At 73.4% G+C, this 14,887-nt stretch carries 10 protein-coding genes; 5 read left to right on the plus strand and 5 right to left on the minus strand.

What is annotated here, in order from left to right; translation table 11 throughout:
- Window positions 1-1,228: 1,228 nt before the first annotated feature.
- Complete coding sequence (locus ACZ4M3_RS19645; RefSeq protein ID WP_467734262.1) at window positions 1,229-2,029, minus strand: crotonase/enoyl-CoA hydratase family protein; 801 nt, start codon at window positions 2,027-2,029, stop codon at window positions 1,229-1,231.
- A gap of 186 nt (window positions 2,030-2,215) precedes the next feature.
- On the opposite strand from ACZ4M3_RS19645, the gene ACZ4M3_RS19650 reads away from it, so the two are divergent.
- Window positions 2,216-3,847, plus strand: coding sequence for an acyl-CoA synthetase (locus ACZ4M3_RS19650; RefSeq protein ID WP_467734263.1), 1,632 nt, complete (start codon window positions 2,216-2,218; stop codon window positions 3,845-3,847).
- Between the two features lie 22 nt (window positions 3,848-3,869).
- On the opposite strand, the gene ACZ4M3_RS19655 is transcribed toward ACZ4M3_RS19650, so the two are convergent.
- Window positions 3,870-4,517 carry a DUF2278 family protein gene (locus ACZ4M3_RS19655; RefSeq protein ID WP_467734265.1) on the minus strand — a complete coding sequence of 216 codons (648 nt, stop codon included), beginning with the start codon at window positions 4,515-4,517 and terminating at the stop codon, window positions 3,870-3,872.
- A 195-nt stretch (window positions 4,518-4,712) separates the two neighbouring features.
- On the opposite strand from ACZ4M3_RS19655, the gene paaK reads away from it, so the two are divergent.
- From paaK to ACZ4M3_RS19675, 4 genes are all read left to right on the plus strand, one after another.
- On the plus strand, window positions 4,713-6,029 hold the full coding sequence (gene paaK / locus ACZ4M3_RS19660; protein ID WP_467734267.1) for a phenylacetate--CoA ligase PaaK: 1,317 nt from the start codon (window positions 4,713-4,715) through the stop codon (window positions 6,027-6,029).
- A 111-nt stretch (window positions 6,030-6,140) separates the two neighbouring features.
- Window positions 6,141-6,995: a YhjD/YihY/BrkB family envelope integrity protein gene (locus ACZ4M3_RS19665; RefSeq protein ID WP_467734269.1), complete on the plus strand. Its 855-nt coding sequence runs from the start codon at window positions 6,141-6,143 to the stop codon at window positions 6,993-6,995.
- Between the two features lie 66 nt (window positions 6,996-7,061).
- Window positions 7,062-7,925 (plus strand): oxidoreductase, encoded by an 864-nt coding sequence (locus ACZ4M3_RS19670; protein WP_467734271.1) that lies wholly within the window; start codon window positions 7,062-7,064, stop codon window positions 7,923-7,925.
- Between the two features lie 101 nt (window positions 7,926-8,026).
- Complete coding sequence (locus tag ACZ4M3_RS19675; RefSeq protein WP_467734273.1) at window positions 8,027-10,459, plus strand: penicillin acylase family protein; 2,433 nt, start codon at window positions 8,027-8,029, stop codon at window positions 10,457-10,459.
- A 64-nt stretch (window positions 10,460-10,523) separates the two neighbouring features.
- Here the strand turns inward: ACZ4M3_RS19675 and ACZ4M3_RS19680 are convergent, their stop codons facing one another.
- Genes ACZ4M3_RS19680 through ACZ4M3_RS19690 form a run of 3 tightly spaced genes read right to left on the minus strand, consistent with a single transcriptional unit; the run spans window position 10,524 to window position 14,343 of the window.
- Window positions 10,524-11,636, minus strand: coding sequence for a calcium:cation antiporter (locus ACZ4M3_RS19680; RefSeq protein WP_467734275.1), 1,113 nt, complete (start codon window positions 11,634-11,636; stop codon window positions 10,524-10,526).
- Between the two features lie 35 nt (window positions 11,637-11,671).
- The gene (locus ACZ4M3_RS19685; RefSeq protein WP_467734277.1) at window positions 11,672-13,219 is read right to left on the minus strand and encodes an acyl-CoA synthetase; all 1,548 of its coding nucleotides are present in this window, start codon (window positions 13,217-13,219) and stop codon (window positions 11,672-11,674) included.
- 5 nt (window positions 13,220-13,224) lie between these two features.
- On the minus strand, window positions 13,225-14,343 hold the full coding sequence (locus tag ACZ4M3_RS19690) for a nitronate monooxygenase (protein ID WP_467734279.1): 1,119 nt from the start codon (window positions 14,341-14,343) through the stop codon (window positions 13,225-13,227).
- Between the last annotated feature and the right edge of the window lie 544 nt (window positions 14,344-14,887).

Below are 14,887 nucleotides of genomic sequence, written 5' to 3' on the forward strand. Positions count from 1 at the left end.
CGACATGCCGACCGGGGGGCGACCTTCCGGCCTTCCGGCCGGTCCGGTATCCGGTCGGCCGTGGGGGCCGGCCAGTTGGTGCGGGTGGTCCGGTCTGGGTGGTCCGGTCCTCCGGCCGGGCCGACATGCCGACCGGGGGCCGGCCCTCCGGCCTTCCGGCCGGTCCGGTATCCGGTCGGCCGTGGGGGCCGGCCAGTTGGTGCGGGTGGTCTGGTCCTGGGTGGTCCGGTCCTCCGGCCGGGCCGACATGCCGACCGGGGGGCGACCTTCCGGCCTTCCGGCCGGTCCGGTATCCGGTCGGCCGTGGGGGCCGGCCAGTTGGTGCGGGTGGTCCGGTCCTGGGTGGTCCGGTCCTCCGGCCGGGCCGACATGCCGACCGGGGGCGACCTTCCGGCCTTCCGGCCGGTCCGGTATCCGGTCGGCCGTGGGGGCCGGCCAGTTGGTGCGGGTGGTTGGTGCGGGTGGTCCGGCCCTCCGGTGGACCTACATTCCGGTCGGTTGGCTGGTCGCGGGCGGATTGGCGGTCAGGGCGGTCGGGCGTCCCGGCCAGTCGGCCGGATCGGGCGGTGCCGGGCGGTCCGGCGGTCGGATCGGTCGGATCGGTCGGATCGGTCGGTCCGTGGTCGGCCCTCGGCCGGCACCGGAACTCCGGCCGAGCGGTCGGTTGTTACCAGGCGGTCGGACGGCGGAGCTGGTCCGGCGTTCCGGCTGGTCAGCCGGATCGACCGGTACTGGGCAGTCCGGTCAGGGCAGGGTGCGGCCCGGCCTTCCGTTCGTCCGGCATCCCGGCAACCGGCCGATGCCGGGTGGTTGGGGGCCCTCGGGCCGACCGGCCGGGCGGTCCGGCCTCCGGCTCGTCCGGCGTCCGGTCGGCTGCCGGTCCGTCGCAGGGTGGTCCGGTTGTCGGCCCGTCGGCGCCGACCGGCCGGGATGGCCGGAGCCGGGGCAAGCGGTCGGAGCGCCACCGCCGCGGTGCGGCCGGTCCGCGTCGACCACCCGGGCCGGCCGTGCGGCACCGCCGCGGGCCACCCCGGGGGCGCCCGCCCGAACCGCGTGGCCGGAGCCCGCAACCGGTTCCCGTACCGCAGCCCCGGGTGCGCCCACCCGAGCCACAGAACGGCGGGCCGCCCGCGGGTACCCGTACCGCAGCGCCGCCCCCGGTCTGCCCACCCGAACCGTACGGCCGCACTCCGCCGGGATACCGGAACCCGCACCGCGCGGCCGGCGGTCAGGTTCGGCGGTAGTGCGGCCGGCGTTTTTCCGCGAAGGCCCGGGCGCCCTCCTTCGCGTCCGCCGTGTCGAAGATCGGCCAGCCCCGGGTCAGCTCGGCGGCCAGTCCCTCCGTCTCCGTCAGCTCCGCGGTCTCGTACACCGACGCCTTCACCGCCTCCACCGCCAACGGCCCGCACGCGTTGATCAGTTCGGCGGTCTCCAGGGCCCGCTCCAGCGCGGAGCCGTCCGGTACCACCCGTCCGATCAGGCCGACCCGGGCCGCCTCCGCCGCCCCGTACGGCCGGCCGGTGAGCAGCATCTCCAGCGCGTGCGTGCGCGGGATCTGCCGAGGCAGCCGTACCGTCGAGCCGCCGATCGGGAACAGGCCCCGTTTGACCTCGAACAGCCCGAAGGTGGCCCCTTCCCCCGCGATCCTGATGTCGGTCCCCTGCAGGATCTCGGTGCCGCCCGCCACGCAGTACCCCTCCACCGCCGCGATCACCGGTTTGCGCGGCCGGTGATGGCGGAGCATCGCCTTCCAGTGGAGGTCGGGGTCGGCCGTGAGCCGGTCCCGGTACTGGTCGCCCGCCATCCCCCGGCCGGCCAGCGCCTTGAGGTCCATCCCGGCGCAGAAGTCCCCGCCCGCACCGGTCAGGACCACCGAGCGGACGGCGTCGTCCGCGTCGGCTTCCAGCCAGCCGTCGTACAGCCCGACCAGCAGCGGCAGCGAGAGCGCGTTCTTCGCCTCCGGCCTGTTCATGGTGAGCACCAGCGTGGCCCCGTGGCGTTCCACGGTCAGGTGTTCCGTCCCACCCATTGCCGTCCTCCCGTCTGAAGACCTAGAACAGGTTGCAGGAGGGGAGGAGGCAGTTCAATAGTTTTCTGACACCCAGTCAGTTTTCTTGTTGCGCGCCTTCCCAGTTGACCGCCCCGGCGCTCTAATGACCGCCGAGCCGGGCCGGCCATGGGGTCAGCCGTGGACACTTTCGGGTCAGGAGGAACGGTGGAGTACAACCTTGCCGACCTGTTCGAGTCGGTCGTCGACGTGGTCCCCGACCGGGAAGCCCTCGTCTACGTGGACCACCCGGGCACCGGCGCCGAGCGCCGCCTGACGTACGCGGAACTGGACGCGGCGGCGAACCGCCTCGCGCACCACCTCCTCGACAGCGGGCTGACGCCCGGCGAGCACCTGGGGCTGCACCTCTACAACGGGGTCGAGTACCTCCAGACGGTGCTGGCCTGCCTCAAGGCGCGCCTGGTCCCGGTGAACGTCAACTACCGCTACGTCGAGGAGGAATTGGTCTACCTCTACAACGACGCCGACCTCGCGGCGCTCGTCTTCGAGGGCGAGTTCACCGAGCGGGTGGCCGCGGCGCTGCCGCAGACCGCCAGGCTCCGGCACCTGATCCGGGTCGGCGAGGTTCCCGACGGCGCGCCGGAGCCCGCGATCGCGCCGGTCGCGTACGCGGACGCGGAGGCGGCCGGCTCCCCGGAGCGCGGCTTCCCGCCCCGCTCCCCCGACGACCTGTTCATCATCTACACCGGCGGCACCACCGGGATGCCCAAGGGCGTCATGTGGCGGGCCGAGGACCTCTTCTTCGCCGGGCTGTTCGGCGGCGAGCCGTCGGGCGAGCCGGTCAAGCGGCCGGAGGAACTCGCGGAACGGGTCGCGGCGCGCGGCACCGGGCTCACCTTCTTCCCCGCGCCCCCGCTGATGCACGGCACTTCGACCCTGACCTCGTTCATCGCCTTCAACTACGGGCAGCGGGTGGTCATCCACCGCAAGTACGCGCCCGAGGAAGTGCTGCGCACGATCGAGAAGGAGAAGGTCTCCAGTGTGTCGCTGGTCGGCGACGCGATGCTCAGGCCGCTCATCGACGCGCTGAACGGTCCGCTCAAGGGGACCGACCTGTCCTCGCTGTTCAGCGTCTCCTCGTCCGGGGCGATCATGTCGGAGACGGTCCGGGCCGAGTTCCAGCGGCTGGTGCCGCACGTGGTACTGCTGAACAACTTCGGTTCCTCGGAGTCCGGTTCCAACGGCCGGGCGGCGAACGACTCCGGCCCGGAGAAGGGGTTCCGGCTGGAGGTCAACGACCGTACGCAGGTGGTGGACCCGGTGACCCACGAGCCGGTGCCGGTGGGCCGGCCGGGTCGGCTGGCGCAGCGCGGGCACGTGCCGCTCGGCTACTACAACGACCCCGCGAAGACGGCCGAGACCTTCTTCCGCAAGGGCGGGGAGCGGTGGGTGCTGCTCGGCGACATGGCGACGGTGGACGAGAGCGGGATCGTCACCGTGCTGGGGCGCGGCTCGCAGTGCATCAACACGGGGGGCGAGAAGGTCTACCCGGAGGAGGTCGAGCAGGCGTTGAAGTCGCACCCGGACGTGTACGACGCCCTGGTCGCGGGGGTGGCGGACCCGACGTGGGGCAGCCATGTCGCCGCGGTGGTCCAGGTGCGGGCGGGGGCGCCGGAGCCGACGCTGGAGGAGATCCAGGCCCATTGCCGAACCAGGCTGGCGGGGTACAAGATCCCGCGCCAGCTCGTCGTCACGCCCGCGATCCAGCGCTCCCCGAGCGGGAAGGCGGATTACCGCTGGGCGAAGGCGGTGGCCACGGAGGCGGACGCCACCCGCTGAGACCGTGCTGGGCGCACCCGGTTCACAGGGGGTGGCCGTCGGGGCCGGTCCGGTCGGCCTGGGTGGAGAACTTGGAGAGGAAGACGTCGTACCAGCCGTCGTCCCGCCTGGTCATCGTCGCGCCGTCCTGCCAGATCCCGTTGTCCGCCCACCACTGGCTGTCGTACGGGTCGCCCTGGTTCTGGTGGATGTTGTGCAGGCCCGGGCCGCCGTGGTCGAAGGGCTCGCCGAAGACCAGGACGGGCCGGCCGGGTACGAGGACCGGCTCCAGCGCCTGGGAGGCTTCGAGGTAGGAGCCCGAGGTCCAGGGGTGTGACGGGCCCGGCCGGCCGAGGAGCGCGCGCAGCCGGGCGGTCGCCCGGCCGGCCCGGCCGGCCAGTGCGGGGTGGCGCTGGAAGTCGAGGGCGCCCGATCCGGAGGTGCGGGCGAGGTCGTGGTAGCCCGGCGCGAGCGCGGAGGCGGGTTCGAGCACCGAGGCGGCGAGGGTCAGGACCTTCCACTGCACGCCGATCGTGGAGTGTTTGCTGTCGACGTCGACGGCGCACCGGTAGCGCCCTTCGGGTGCGTCGACCTCCAGGTTGACGTGGAACCAGCGGCCCTGCGTGTCGGGCTCGTCGCGGAAGTGGCGGTGCAGCGTTCCGGACAGCACCCCGTAGTCGGCGAGCGGCATGCGGACAGTGAACCACCGCCGACCGCGGGGGGCGAGCTGGGGTGGGGCGCTGCTCCCGGCCGGTCCCGCCCCGGCTCCCCGCCCCGTTCGTGCGGGGCCGACGACACCGATCACTCGTTCGAGTCATTGATTTGGCCGCCCGTCTCCGGCAGGCTACCGAATGATCGGTCGGTGCGTCGAGAACGGGGTGAGGACATGTCGGACTTCGCGGGCGAGGAGCGGGACCCGGGCGAGCTGCTGAGCGGTGACGAGCTGGCGGCCCTCCAGCTGAGCCGGCTGCGCGCCACCTTGCACCGGGTCCACGAAACGGTGCCCTTCTACCGGCAGGCGTTCGAGAAGGCCGGGGTGCACCCCGACGACTGCCGTTCCCTCGCCGACCTCTCCCTCTTCCCCTTCACCACCAAGGCCGACCTGCGCGACCAGTACCCCTTCGGGATGTTCGCCGTGCCCCGGTCGCAGGTGCGCCGCATCCACGCCTCCAGCGGCACCACCGGCCGGCCGACGGTGGTGGGCTACACCGAGCGGGACCTGTCCACCTGGGCCGATGTCGTCGCCCGCTCGATCCGCGCGGCGGGCGGGCGGCCGGGGCAGGTCGTGCACATCGCCTACGGGTACGGCCTGTTCACCGGCGGCCTGGGCGCGCACTACGGCGCCGAACGGCTCGGGTGTACGGTCGTGCCCGCCTCCGGGGGCATGACGGACCGCCAGGTCCGGCTGATCCAGGACTTCCGGCCCGAGGTCATCATGGTGACCCCGTCCTACATGCTGACGTTGCTGGACGAGATGGAGCGCCAGGGCATCGACCCCCGTTCGACCTCGCTCCGTACGGGGATATTCGGCGCGGAGCCGTGGACGGAGGAGATGCGCCGGGAGATCGAGGACCGGCTCGGCATCGACGCCGTGGACATCTACGGGCTGTCGGAGGTGATGGGGCCCGGCGTGGCGCAGGAATGCGCTGCGACCAAGGACGGGCTCCACATCTGGGAGGACCACTTCTACCCCGAGGTGGTCGATCCGCTCACCGGGGCGGTGCTGCCGGACGGTGAGCCGGGAGAGCTGGTGTTCACCTCGCTCACCAAGGAGGCCATGCCGGTCGTCCGGTACCGCACCCGGGATCTGACGCGGCTGCTGCCGGGCACCGCCCGCCCGGCGTTCCGCCGGATGGAGAAGATCACGGGCCGCAGTGACGACATGATCATCCTGCGGGGGGTGAACCTCTACCCCACGCAGATCGAGGAGATCCTGCTCCGCGTCCCGGCCCTGGCCCCGCACTTCCAGCTCCGGCTGACGCGGGAAGGCCGGATGGACGCGCTGACCGTCCGGGTGGAGGCCCGGCGCGAGGCGGACGCCGCCCAGCGGGAAGCGGCGGCCGCCGCGGTGGTCAGGGCCGTGAAGGAGGGGGTGGGGGTCTCCGTGGGGGTGGAAGTGGTGGATCCGGAGACGCTGGAGCGGTCCGTGGGCAAGATCAAGCGGATCCGGGACCTGAGGGGGGAGAGACCCGGACGCCCCTGACGGACGGCGGCGAGCCGGAGTCGGCCGCGCGGGCGCCGGAAAACCACCTCTTCGGGCCGTTTTCGGCGGCGCCTCCGAGGCAATCGGGGTGCGGCCGGGTAGGTGAAGGGTGTGACTTCGACGCCCCGTCCGCGGCACGACCGGCTCCGGGCCTCCCTCGTCGGGCTGGCCTGGAGCCGTGGGCGCCAGATGGAGCTGATGCACCGGGCGATGGGCTTCGCGGCCCTGGGGTTCCTGACCCTCGTACCGCTGCTCGTGGTCGTCGCGGCCGCCGCGCCCGGCAGCGGCTCCGGCTTCGGCCGCTGGCTCGGGCAGGCCCTCGGGGTGACCGAGGCCTCGCGGGCCCGGGTGGAGATGCTGTTCAGCGCCGCCGACCTGGCGCTGGAGCGGACCACCGCCTTCGGTCTGGCCGCCCTCGCCGTCTTCGGCCTGACCTTCGGCTCGGCGGTCCAGACCGGCTACGAGAAGGTCTGGGACCTCCCGACCGCCCGCTGGCACACCATGTGGCGGCACGTCGTCTGGCTCGCCCTGCTCGTCTGCTACCTCGCCCTCCTCGTCGAGATCCCCGCCCCCTCCAAGAGCGCGCTCGGCGTCGTCGCCGGCACCCTCAGCGACCTCATCGGCACGGTCCTCTTCTTCTGGACCTCCCAGCGCCTCCTGCTGGGCGGCCGGGTCCGCTGGCGCGCCCTGCTCCCGGGGGCGGTCGCCACCAGCATCGGCCTGCTCGGCCTGCGCGTCTTCTCCCAACTGGTGTTCTCCCCGCTGATCGCCTCCAGCGCCGTCACCTACGGCCCGTTCGGCACCCTTCTCGTGGTCCAGTCCTGGCTGGTCGGGGTGGGCTTCGTCGTCTACGGCGGCTCCCTCGTCGGCCGCCTGGCGCACGAACGGCTCACCCTGCGCCGGCTGCGCAGGGCCGGTGCGGTCCCCGAGGAGGGTCCGGATCCGCATGGTCCGAGAACCGACTGACGCCGCGGGCCCGCCGGTGCGAGGATCTGGGTGATCCAGTAACACCAGTCACTCGCAGGGGGATTGATGACCACGCAGCATCCGACGGGCGCGCCCGAGGGCCGGGTCTGGCTGATCACCGGGGCGTCCTCCGGTTTCGGCCGGATCCTGACCGAGGCGGCGCTGGCCGCAGGTGACACGGTGGTGGCGGCCGCCCGCCGCACCGCCGCCCTCGAAGCCCTGGCCGCCGAGCACCCCGACCGCCTCGTCCCGCTGGCCCTGGACGTGACGGACACCACCCGTGCGGAGGAGGCCGTCAGCGGCGTCGTGGACCGTTTCGGCCGTATCGACGTCCTGGTCAACAACGCCGGCCGGGGCCTGGTCGGCGCCGTGGAGGAGGCGACCGACGCCGAACTCCGCGAGCTGATGGACCTGCACTTCTTCGGCCCGGCGGCGCTCCAGCGCGCCGCGCTCCCCCACATGCGCTCCCGGAAGTCCGGGGCGATCGTCCAGATGAGCAGCATGGGCGGACGGCTGGCCTTCCCCGGCGTCGGGGCCTACTGCGCGACGAAGTTCGCCCTGGAGGGGCTGACCGAGGCGCTCGCGGCCGAAGTGGCCCCCTTCGGGATCAAGGTGCTCATCGTGGAACCCGGCTCGTTCCGCACGGGTTTCGCGGGCGGCGGTGCGCTGCGGTCCACGACCCCGCTGCCCGCCTACGAGGACATCGTCGGCCCGGTCCGGGCCGGGCTCCCGGCGAGCGACGGCCACCAGCCCGGGGACCCCGTCAAGGCGGTCGCCGCGATCCTCTCCGCCCTGGACGCCCCGCAGACCCCGTTGCGGCTCGTGCTGGGCACGGACGCCGTCGAGTTCATCCGGGCCCGCACGGATGCCGTCCGCGCCGAAGCCGACGCCTGGGAGTCCGTCAGCCGCGGCACCGACTTCGACGCCTGACCCCGTCGCCCGCGGGGACGTACGCCCACATCCGTCACCGGGTGCGGGCGTACGTCCCGGCACGGCCGCGCAAGCCCACCGGCAGCCACCTGGGAGGCACCTTGCAGCTCCGCACCCGCCCGCTCCTGCGCCGCCTCGCGCTCACCGGCGCCGCGCTGCTCACCGCCGCGGCGGCCGTTCCCCCGTCCCCGGCGGCCGCCGCCGACGGGCCGGCCCCCTCCGGCGGCGGGCTGTCCGCCGTCATCCGGTACACCGAGAACGGCATCCCGCACATCGTGGCCCGGGACTACGCGGACCTCGGGTTCGGCACCGGCTGGGCGCAGGCCGCGGACCAGGTGTGCGTGCTGGCCGACGGGTTCCTGACCGTCGCCGGGGAACGCTCGCGCTGGTTCGGCCCCGACGCGGCGCCCGACGGTTCGCTCTCCTCGGCCACCGCGAACCTCTCCAGCGACCTCTACTTCAAGGGCGTCCGCGAGTCCGGAACGGTCGAGAGGCTGCTCGCCACCCCCGCGCCCGCCGGGCCGGGCAAGGACGTCAAGGAACTGATGCGGGGCTGGGCGGCCGGGTACAACGCCTGGCTGGCGCAGCACGAGATCACCGACCCGGCCTGCAAGGGCGCCGCCTGGGTCCACCCCGTCTCCGCGCTCGACGTGGCCGCGCACGGCTTCGCCGTCTCGGTGCTCGCGGGCCAGGGGCGCGGCATCGACGGGATCACCGCCGCGCGGCCGCCCGCGCCGGCCACCGCCCGCGCCGGAACCCCCGGCATCGACCCCGGGGCGGCCGCCGAAGCCGCCCGGCGGTTCTTCGACCCGGCCCAATCCGACATGGGCTCCAACGCGGTGGCGTTCGCCGGCTCGACCACGGCGAACGGAACCGGCCTGCTGCTCGGCAACCCGCACTATCCGTGGCAGGGCGGCCGCCGGTTCTGGCAGTCGCAGCAGACCATCCCGGGCGAGCTGAACGTGTCCGGCGCCTCGCTGCTCGGCAGCGCCGTGGTGAACATCGGCTTCAACGAGAAGGTGGCCTGGAGCCATACGGTCGCCACCGGCACCCCCGTCAACCTGCACCAGCTGACCCTCGACCCCGCCGACCCGACCGTCTACCTGGTCGACGGCAAGCCGGAGCGGATGACCGAGCGCAAGGTCGGCGTCCCGGTGCCGGGCGCGGCACCGGTCGTGCGCAGCCAGTGGTGGACCCGCTTCGGACCGGTCGTGACCGCCCTCGGCCCCGGCCTGCCACTGCCCTGGACCTCCGCCACGGCGTACGCGCTGAACGACCCCAACGCCCTGAACCTGCGCGGCTCCGACACCGCCCTCGCCCTGGGCAAGGCACGCTCGGTGGCCGGGCTGCGGGACGCCCTCGCGCGCACCCAGGGCCTGCCCTGGGTCAACACCGTCGCCGCGGACTCGGCCGGCCACACCCTCTTCACCCAGTCGCAGGTGCTGCCCCGGATCACCGACGAGCTCGCCGCGCGCTGCTCGACCCCGCTGGGCAGGGCCACGTACCCCGCCTCCGGACTCGCGGTGCTGGACGGTGCGCGGGGCGACTGCGCGCCCGGCTCGGACCCCGACGCCGTACAGCCGGGCGTGTTCGGCCCGGGCGGCGCGCCGGCGCTGCGGGACGCCCCGTACGCCGAGAACTCCAACGACAGTGCCTGGCTGGCCAACGCGGACCGGCCGCTGACCGGGTACGAGCGGATCTGGGGCACGGTCGGCACCCCGCGGTCCCTGCGCACGCGCGGCGCGGTCGAGGACGTGTCGGCGATGGCCGCCAAGGGCCGGCTCACGGTGGCCGACCTCCAGGCGCAGCAGTACGCGAACCGGGTCCCGGCCGGCGACCTGGCCGCCGCCGACGCCGCCGGGGCGTGCGCCGCGCTGCCCGGTGGAACCGCGATGGGCAGCGACGGCACGGCGGTGGACGTCTCGGCGGCGTGCCCGGTGCTGGCCGGCTGGGACCACCGTGCCGACAGCTCCAGCAGGGGCGCCCTGCTGTTCGACCGCTTCTGGCGGAGGCTGACGGCGGGCACGGCGGCCAAGGACCTGTGGCTGGTGCCGTTCTCCCCGGCCGACCCGGTCGGCACGCCCCGGACCCTGAACCGGGCCGCGCCCGGGGTGGGGCGGGCGCTCGCGGACGCCGTCGCGGAGCTGCGGGCCGCCGGCATCGCGCTGGACGCGCCACTCGGCGAGCACCAGTTCGTGGTGCGCGCGGGCCGGAAGCTGCCGGTGGGCGGGGGCACGGAGGCGCTGGGCGTCTGGAACAAGATCGAGGCACCCTGGAACGCGGCTGCCGGGGGCTACCCGGAGGTGGTGCACGGCTCCAGCCACATCCAGGCGGTGGGCTGGGACGGCAGCCGCTGCCCGGTGGCCCGCACGCTGCTGACGTACAGCCAGTCGGCGGACCCGCGGTCGCCGTACTACGCGGACCAGACCCTGCTGTTCTCCCAGGAGCGCTGGGTCACCTCGCGGTTCTGCGAGCGGGACATCCTCTCCTCGCCGCGGCTGAGGATCGAACGGCCGCACGAGCGGCGGCGCTGACGCGGGAGCTCAGCTGCTCACGGGCGTAGGGGCTCACGGCGTAAGGCCTCACGGGCTCACGGGCTCACGGGCTCACGGCGAGGAACAGGTAGGCGGCCAGCAGCACGATGTGCACCCCGCCCTGGAGCAGCGTCGCCCGCCCCGGCACGATCGTCAGGGCGCTGACCACCACCGTCAGCGCCAGCAGCACCATGTGGACCGGGCCGAGGCCGAGCAGCAGCGGTCCGGAGAGCCAGATCGATGCCAGCGCGATGGCCGGGATGGTCAGTCCGATGCTGGCGATGGCCGAGCCGTAGGCCAGGTTCAGGCTGGTCTGCACCCGGTCCCGGCGGGCGGCGCGGACGGCCGCCAGGGTCTCCGGAGCCAGCACCAGCAGGGCGATGATCACACCGACGACGGCGTGCGGCAGCCCGGCGTCGGCGACGCCCCGCTCGATGGTCGGCGAGACGGCCTTGGCGTTGCCGACCACCGCGACGAGCGCGACCAGCAGCAGACCGAGGCTGACCAGGGTGGCCCGGAAGCTCGGCGGCACGGCGTGGGCCTCGTCCCCGGCCGCTCCCGAGGAGGTTCCCGGCGTTTCCACGGGGAGGAAGTAGTCCCGGTGGCGGACCGTCTGGACGGCGATGAACAGGCCGTAGAGCGCGAGGGAGGCACCGGCGGCGAAGGTCAGCTGGGCGGTGGAGAACTCGGGGCCGGGCTTCGAGGTGGTGAACGTCGGCAGCACGAGGCTGAGTACGGCGAGGGTCGCGACCGTGGCGAGCGCCGCGCCCGAGCCCTCGGCGTTGAAGACGGCCACCCGGTTGCGCAGCGCGCCGACCAGCAGCGACACGCCCACGATGCCGTTGCAGGTGATCATGACGGCGGCGAAGACGGTGTCCCGGGCCAGCGAGGAGGTCTTGTCGCCGCCACCGGCCATCAGGGTGACGATCAGGGCCACCTCGATGATGGTGACGGCGACGGCGAGGACGAGGGAGCCGAAGGGTTCGCCGACCCGGAGGGCCACCACCTCGGCGTGGTGCACGGCCGCCAGGACCGCGCCCGCCAGGCAGAGGGCGACCAGGGCGACCGCGAAGGCGGGCAGGTCGCGTCCCCAGCTCAGGACGAGCGCGGCGAGGGCCACCACGGGGACCAGGACGGTCCAGTCGGTCAGGGGCGTTCTGTGCGGTGCCGTACTCATGTCGGCCAACTTGCCAGAACCGTCACCCCGGGGCGTCACATGGCGCGCTCGCGCCCTTCCCAGTACGGATCGCGCAGCCGTCGCTTGTAGAGCTTGCCGTTGGGGTCGCGGGGCATCGTCTCGATGAAGTCGACCGTCTTGGGGCGCTTGTAGGCCGCCAGCTGCCGCTCGCAGTGGTGCAGGATCTCGGCGGCGAGCGCGTCGCCCGCTTCGAAGCCCTCGGCGGGCTCGATGACGGCCTTGACCTCCTCGCCCCAGTCGTTGTGAGGAATGCCGAAGGCGGCGGCGTCCGCGACCGCCGGATGGGTGAGGAGCGCGGACTCGATCTCGGCCGGATAGATGTTGACCCCGCCGGAGATGATCATGTCGATCTTGCGGTCCCGGAGGAAGAGGTAGCCCTCCTCGTCCAGCAGACCGAGGTCGCCGACCGTGAAGAAGTCGCCGATGCGGTTCTTGCGGGTCTTGCCCTCGTCCTTGTGGTAGCTGAAACCGCCGGTGTTCATCTTGATGTACACGGTGCCGAGTTCGCCGGGCGGCAGCCGGTTGCCGTCGTCGTCGAAGATGGCCAGTTCGCTGATGGGCCAGGCCTTGCCGACGGTTCCCGGCTTCTTCAGCCAGTCCTCGGCGGTGGCGAAGGCACCCCCGCCCTCGCTGGCGGCGTAGTACTCCTCGACGCAGCCGCCCCACCAGTCGATCATCGCCCGCTTGACGTGGTCCGGGCAGGGGGCGGCGCCGTGGATGGCGTGCCGCATGGAGCTGACGTCGTAGGCGTCCTTCGTCTCCTGCGGGAGCGCGAGGAGGCGGTGGAACTGGGTCGGCACCATGTGGGTGTGGGTGCAGGCGTGCCGGTCGATCAGGCGCAGCATCTCGGCGGGCGTCCACTTGTCCATGAGGACCAGCGGGTGCCCGATGTGCAGCGAGGCACCCGCGAACTGCAGGACGGCGGTGTGGTAGAGCGGCGAGCAGACGAGGTGGACGTTGTCGTCGAAGGGCCGGATGCCGAAGATGCCGAGGAACCCGCCCAGGTACGTCTCCTCGGGGAGCTTGCCGGGCAGCGGGCGGCGGATGCCGCGCGGCCGGCCGGTGGTGCCGGAGGTGTAGTTCATCACCCAGCCGAGGGTGCGGTCGGCGGGGGGTGTGCCGGGGTGTCCCGCGAGGAGGTCCTCGTACGGGCGGAAACCGGCCACCGTTCCGACGGCGTAGCGGTGGCTAGCGGTCAGGCCGGCTTCGTCGGCCGCCGCCGTGGCGGCCTCGGCGAAGCGCTCGTGCGCGATGAGCACCTGGGCGCCGGAGTCGGCGACGATCCAGGCGATCTCGGGGCCGACGAGGTGGTGGTTGACCGGAACCAGGTAGAAACCGGCCTGGGAGGCGGCGAGGTAGGCGGTGAGGAACTCGACGCCGTTGGGCAGGACGATGGCGAAGGCGTCGCCCTTCTCCATCCCGGCGGCGCGCAGCCCGTGGACGAGCCGGTTGACGTCGGCGTGCAGCCGGCCGGCGCTCCAATGTTCGCCGTCGGGGGTGGTCAGTACGGTGCGGTCGGGCTCGGCGGTGGCCTGGGCCCAGAAGCCGTTGGTGTCGGTCATGCGGTTCACGCCTCTCGGGTCCGGCGGCCGGCTATCCGGTTGATGCGGTCGATGGCCTTCTCGAAGCCACTGGTCAGCTCGTCGAAGACGGCCTGGACGCTGCGTTCGCTGTTCATCCGGCCGACGATCTGCCCGACCGGGGTGCCGAGCAGCGGCTGCACCTCGTACTTCTGGATCCGTGACACGGCCTCGGCGACCAGCAGGCCCTGGAGCGGCATGGGCAGCGCGCCGGGGCCGGCCGGGTCGTCCCAGGCGTCGGTCCACTCGGTGCGCAGCTGGCGGGCGGGCTTGCCGGTGAGGGCGCGCGAGCGGACGGTGTCGCCGGATCCGGCGGCGAGGAGTTTGGCGGTGAGGGCGCGGGAGTGGAGGTCGGCTTCGGTGGTGGTGAGCCAGAGGGAGCCGAGCCAGACGCCCTGGGCGCCGAGGGCGAGGCCGGCAGCTATCTGTTCGCCGCTGCCGATGCCGCCGGCGGCGAGGACGGGGAGGGGGGCGACGGCTTCGGCGATCTCGGGGACCAGCACCATCGTGGCGATGTCACCGGTGTGGCCGCCGGCCTCGTAGCCCTGGGCGACGACGACGTCGATGCCGGCCTCGGTGTGGCGGCGGGCGTGTTTGGCGCTGCCGGCGAGGGCGGCGACGAGGACGCCGTGCGCGTGGGCGCGGCGGATGACGTCGGCGGGCGGGGAACCGAGCGCGTTCGCGAGGAGTTTGATGGGGTAGTCGAAGGCGACGTCGAGCTGGTCGCGGGCGACCTGTTCCATCCAGCCGGTGATCCGCCAGCCGGATGCCTCGCCCTCGCCCAGCTCGGGCACGTGGTGCTTGGCGAGGGTGTCGCGGACGAAGGCGCGGTGGCCGGCGGGGATCATCGCCTCGATCTCGGCTTCGCTGATGCCGTCGACGGCCTTTTTGGCGGGCATGACGACGTCGAGGCCGTAGGGCTTGCCGTCGGTGTGTTCCTGCATCCAGTCGAGGTCGCGTTTGAGGTCGTCGGGCGCGGTGTAGCGGACGGCGCCGAGCACGCCGAAGCCGCCCGCGCGGGTGATGGCGGCGGCGACCGCCGGGAAGGGCGTGAAGCCGAAGATGGCGTGCTCGACTCCCAGTTTCTTGCTCAGCTCCGTCTCCATGGGCGTGAGGATGCCGCAGCCCGCCGGTCGAGGGAAGAGGTTTCCTGATGCAGCGTCAGATTCTTTACGGGCCGGTCGGTGCGGGAGGCGCGGGCCGCGCGGGCAGATACTGCGGGAGGGCGTGACGGCGGACGGGAGGACCGGTCATGGACGAGTCCACGGGGGCGGTCGGCGGCGACGGCCGGGCGGCCTCCGCCCCGGCGAGCGCGGACACCGGCCCGGCAGGCGCCGGCCTCGAACCGGCTTGTGCGGAATCCACGCTGGCCGCCAGGCACGCCGGACCGGCCGGCACGGACAACGGACCGGCAGACATCGGCCGCGAACCGGCCGGCACGCACGCCGGACCGGCCGCCCCAGGCTCCGGGCCGACGGACACGGGCCGCGAACCGGCAGACGCGGGCTCCGGCCCAGCCGCCGCACACACCGGGCCAGCCGGCCCGGACAACGGACCGGCACGCGCTGGCTGCGGGCCGACGGACACGGGCCGCGAACCGGCAGACGCGGGCTCCGGCCCAGCCGCCGCACACGCCGGGCCGGCCGGCAC

It is taken from the genome of Streptomyces sp. NPDC026522, assembly GCF_055567555.1.

What these genes read in the sequence shown, in the direction of transcription:
- ACZ4M3_RS19680 (WP_467734275.1), bottom strand. Translation starts at nt 11,636, where the DNA reads ATGAGTACGGCACCGCACAGAACGCCCCTGACCGACTGGACCGTCCTG.
- ACZ4M3_RS19645 (WP_467734262.1), bottom strand. Translation starts at nt 2,029, where the DNA reads ATGGGTGGGACGGAACACCTGACCGTGGAACGCCACGGGGCCACGCTG.
- ACZ4M3_RS19670 (WP_467734271.1), top strand. Translation starts at nt 7,062, where the DNA reads ATGACCACGCAGCATCCGACGGGCGCGCCCGAGGGCCGGGTCTGGCTG.
- paaK (WP_467734267.1), top strand. Translation starts at nt 4,713, where the DNA reads ATGTCGGACTTCGCGGGCGAGGAGCGGGACCCGGGCGAGCTGCTGAGC.
- ACZ4M3_RS19690 (WP_467734279.1), bottom strand. Translation starts at nt 14,343, where the DNA reads ATGGAGACGGAGCTGAGCAAGAAACTGGGAGTCGAGCACGCCATCTTC.
- ACZ4M3_RS19685 (WP_467734277.1), bottom strand. Translation starts at nt 13,219, where the DNA reads ATGACCGACACCAACGGCTTCTGGGCCCAGGCCACCGCCGAGCCCGAC.
- ACZ4M3_RS19655 (WP_467734265.1), bottom strand. Translation starts at nt 4,517, where the DNA reads ATGCCGCTCGCCGACTACGGGGTGCTGTCCGGAACGCTGCACCGCCAC.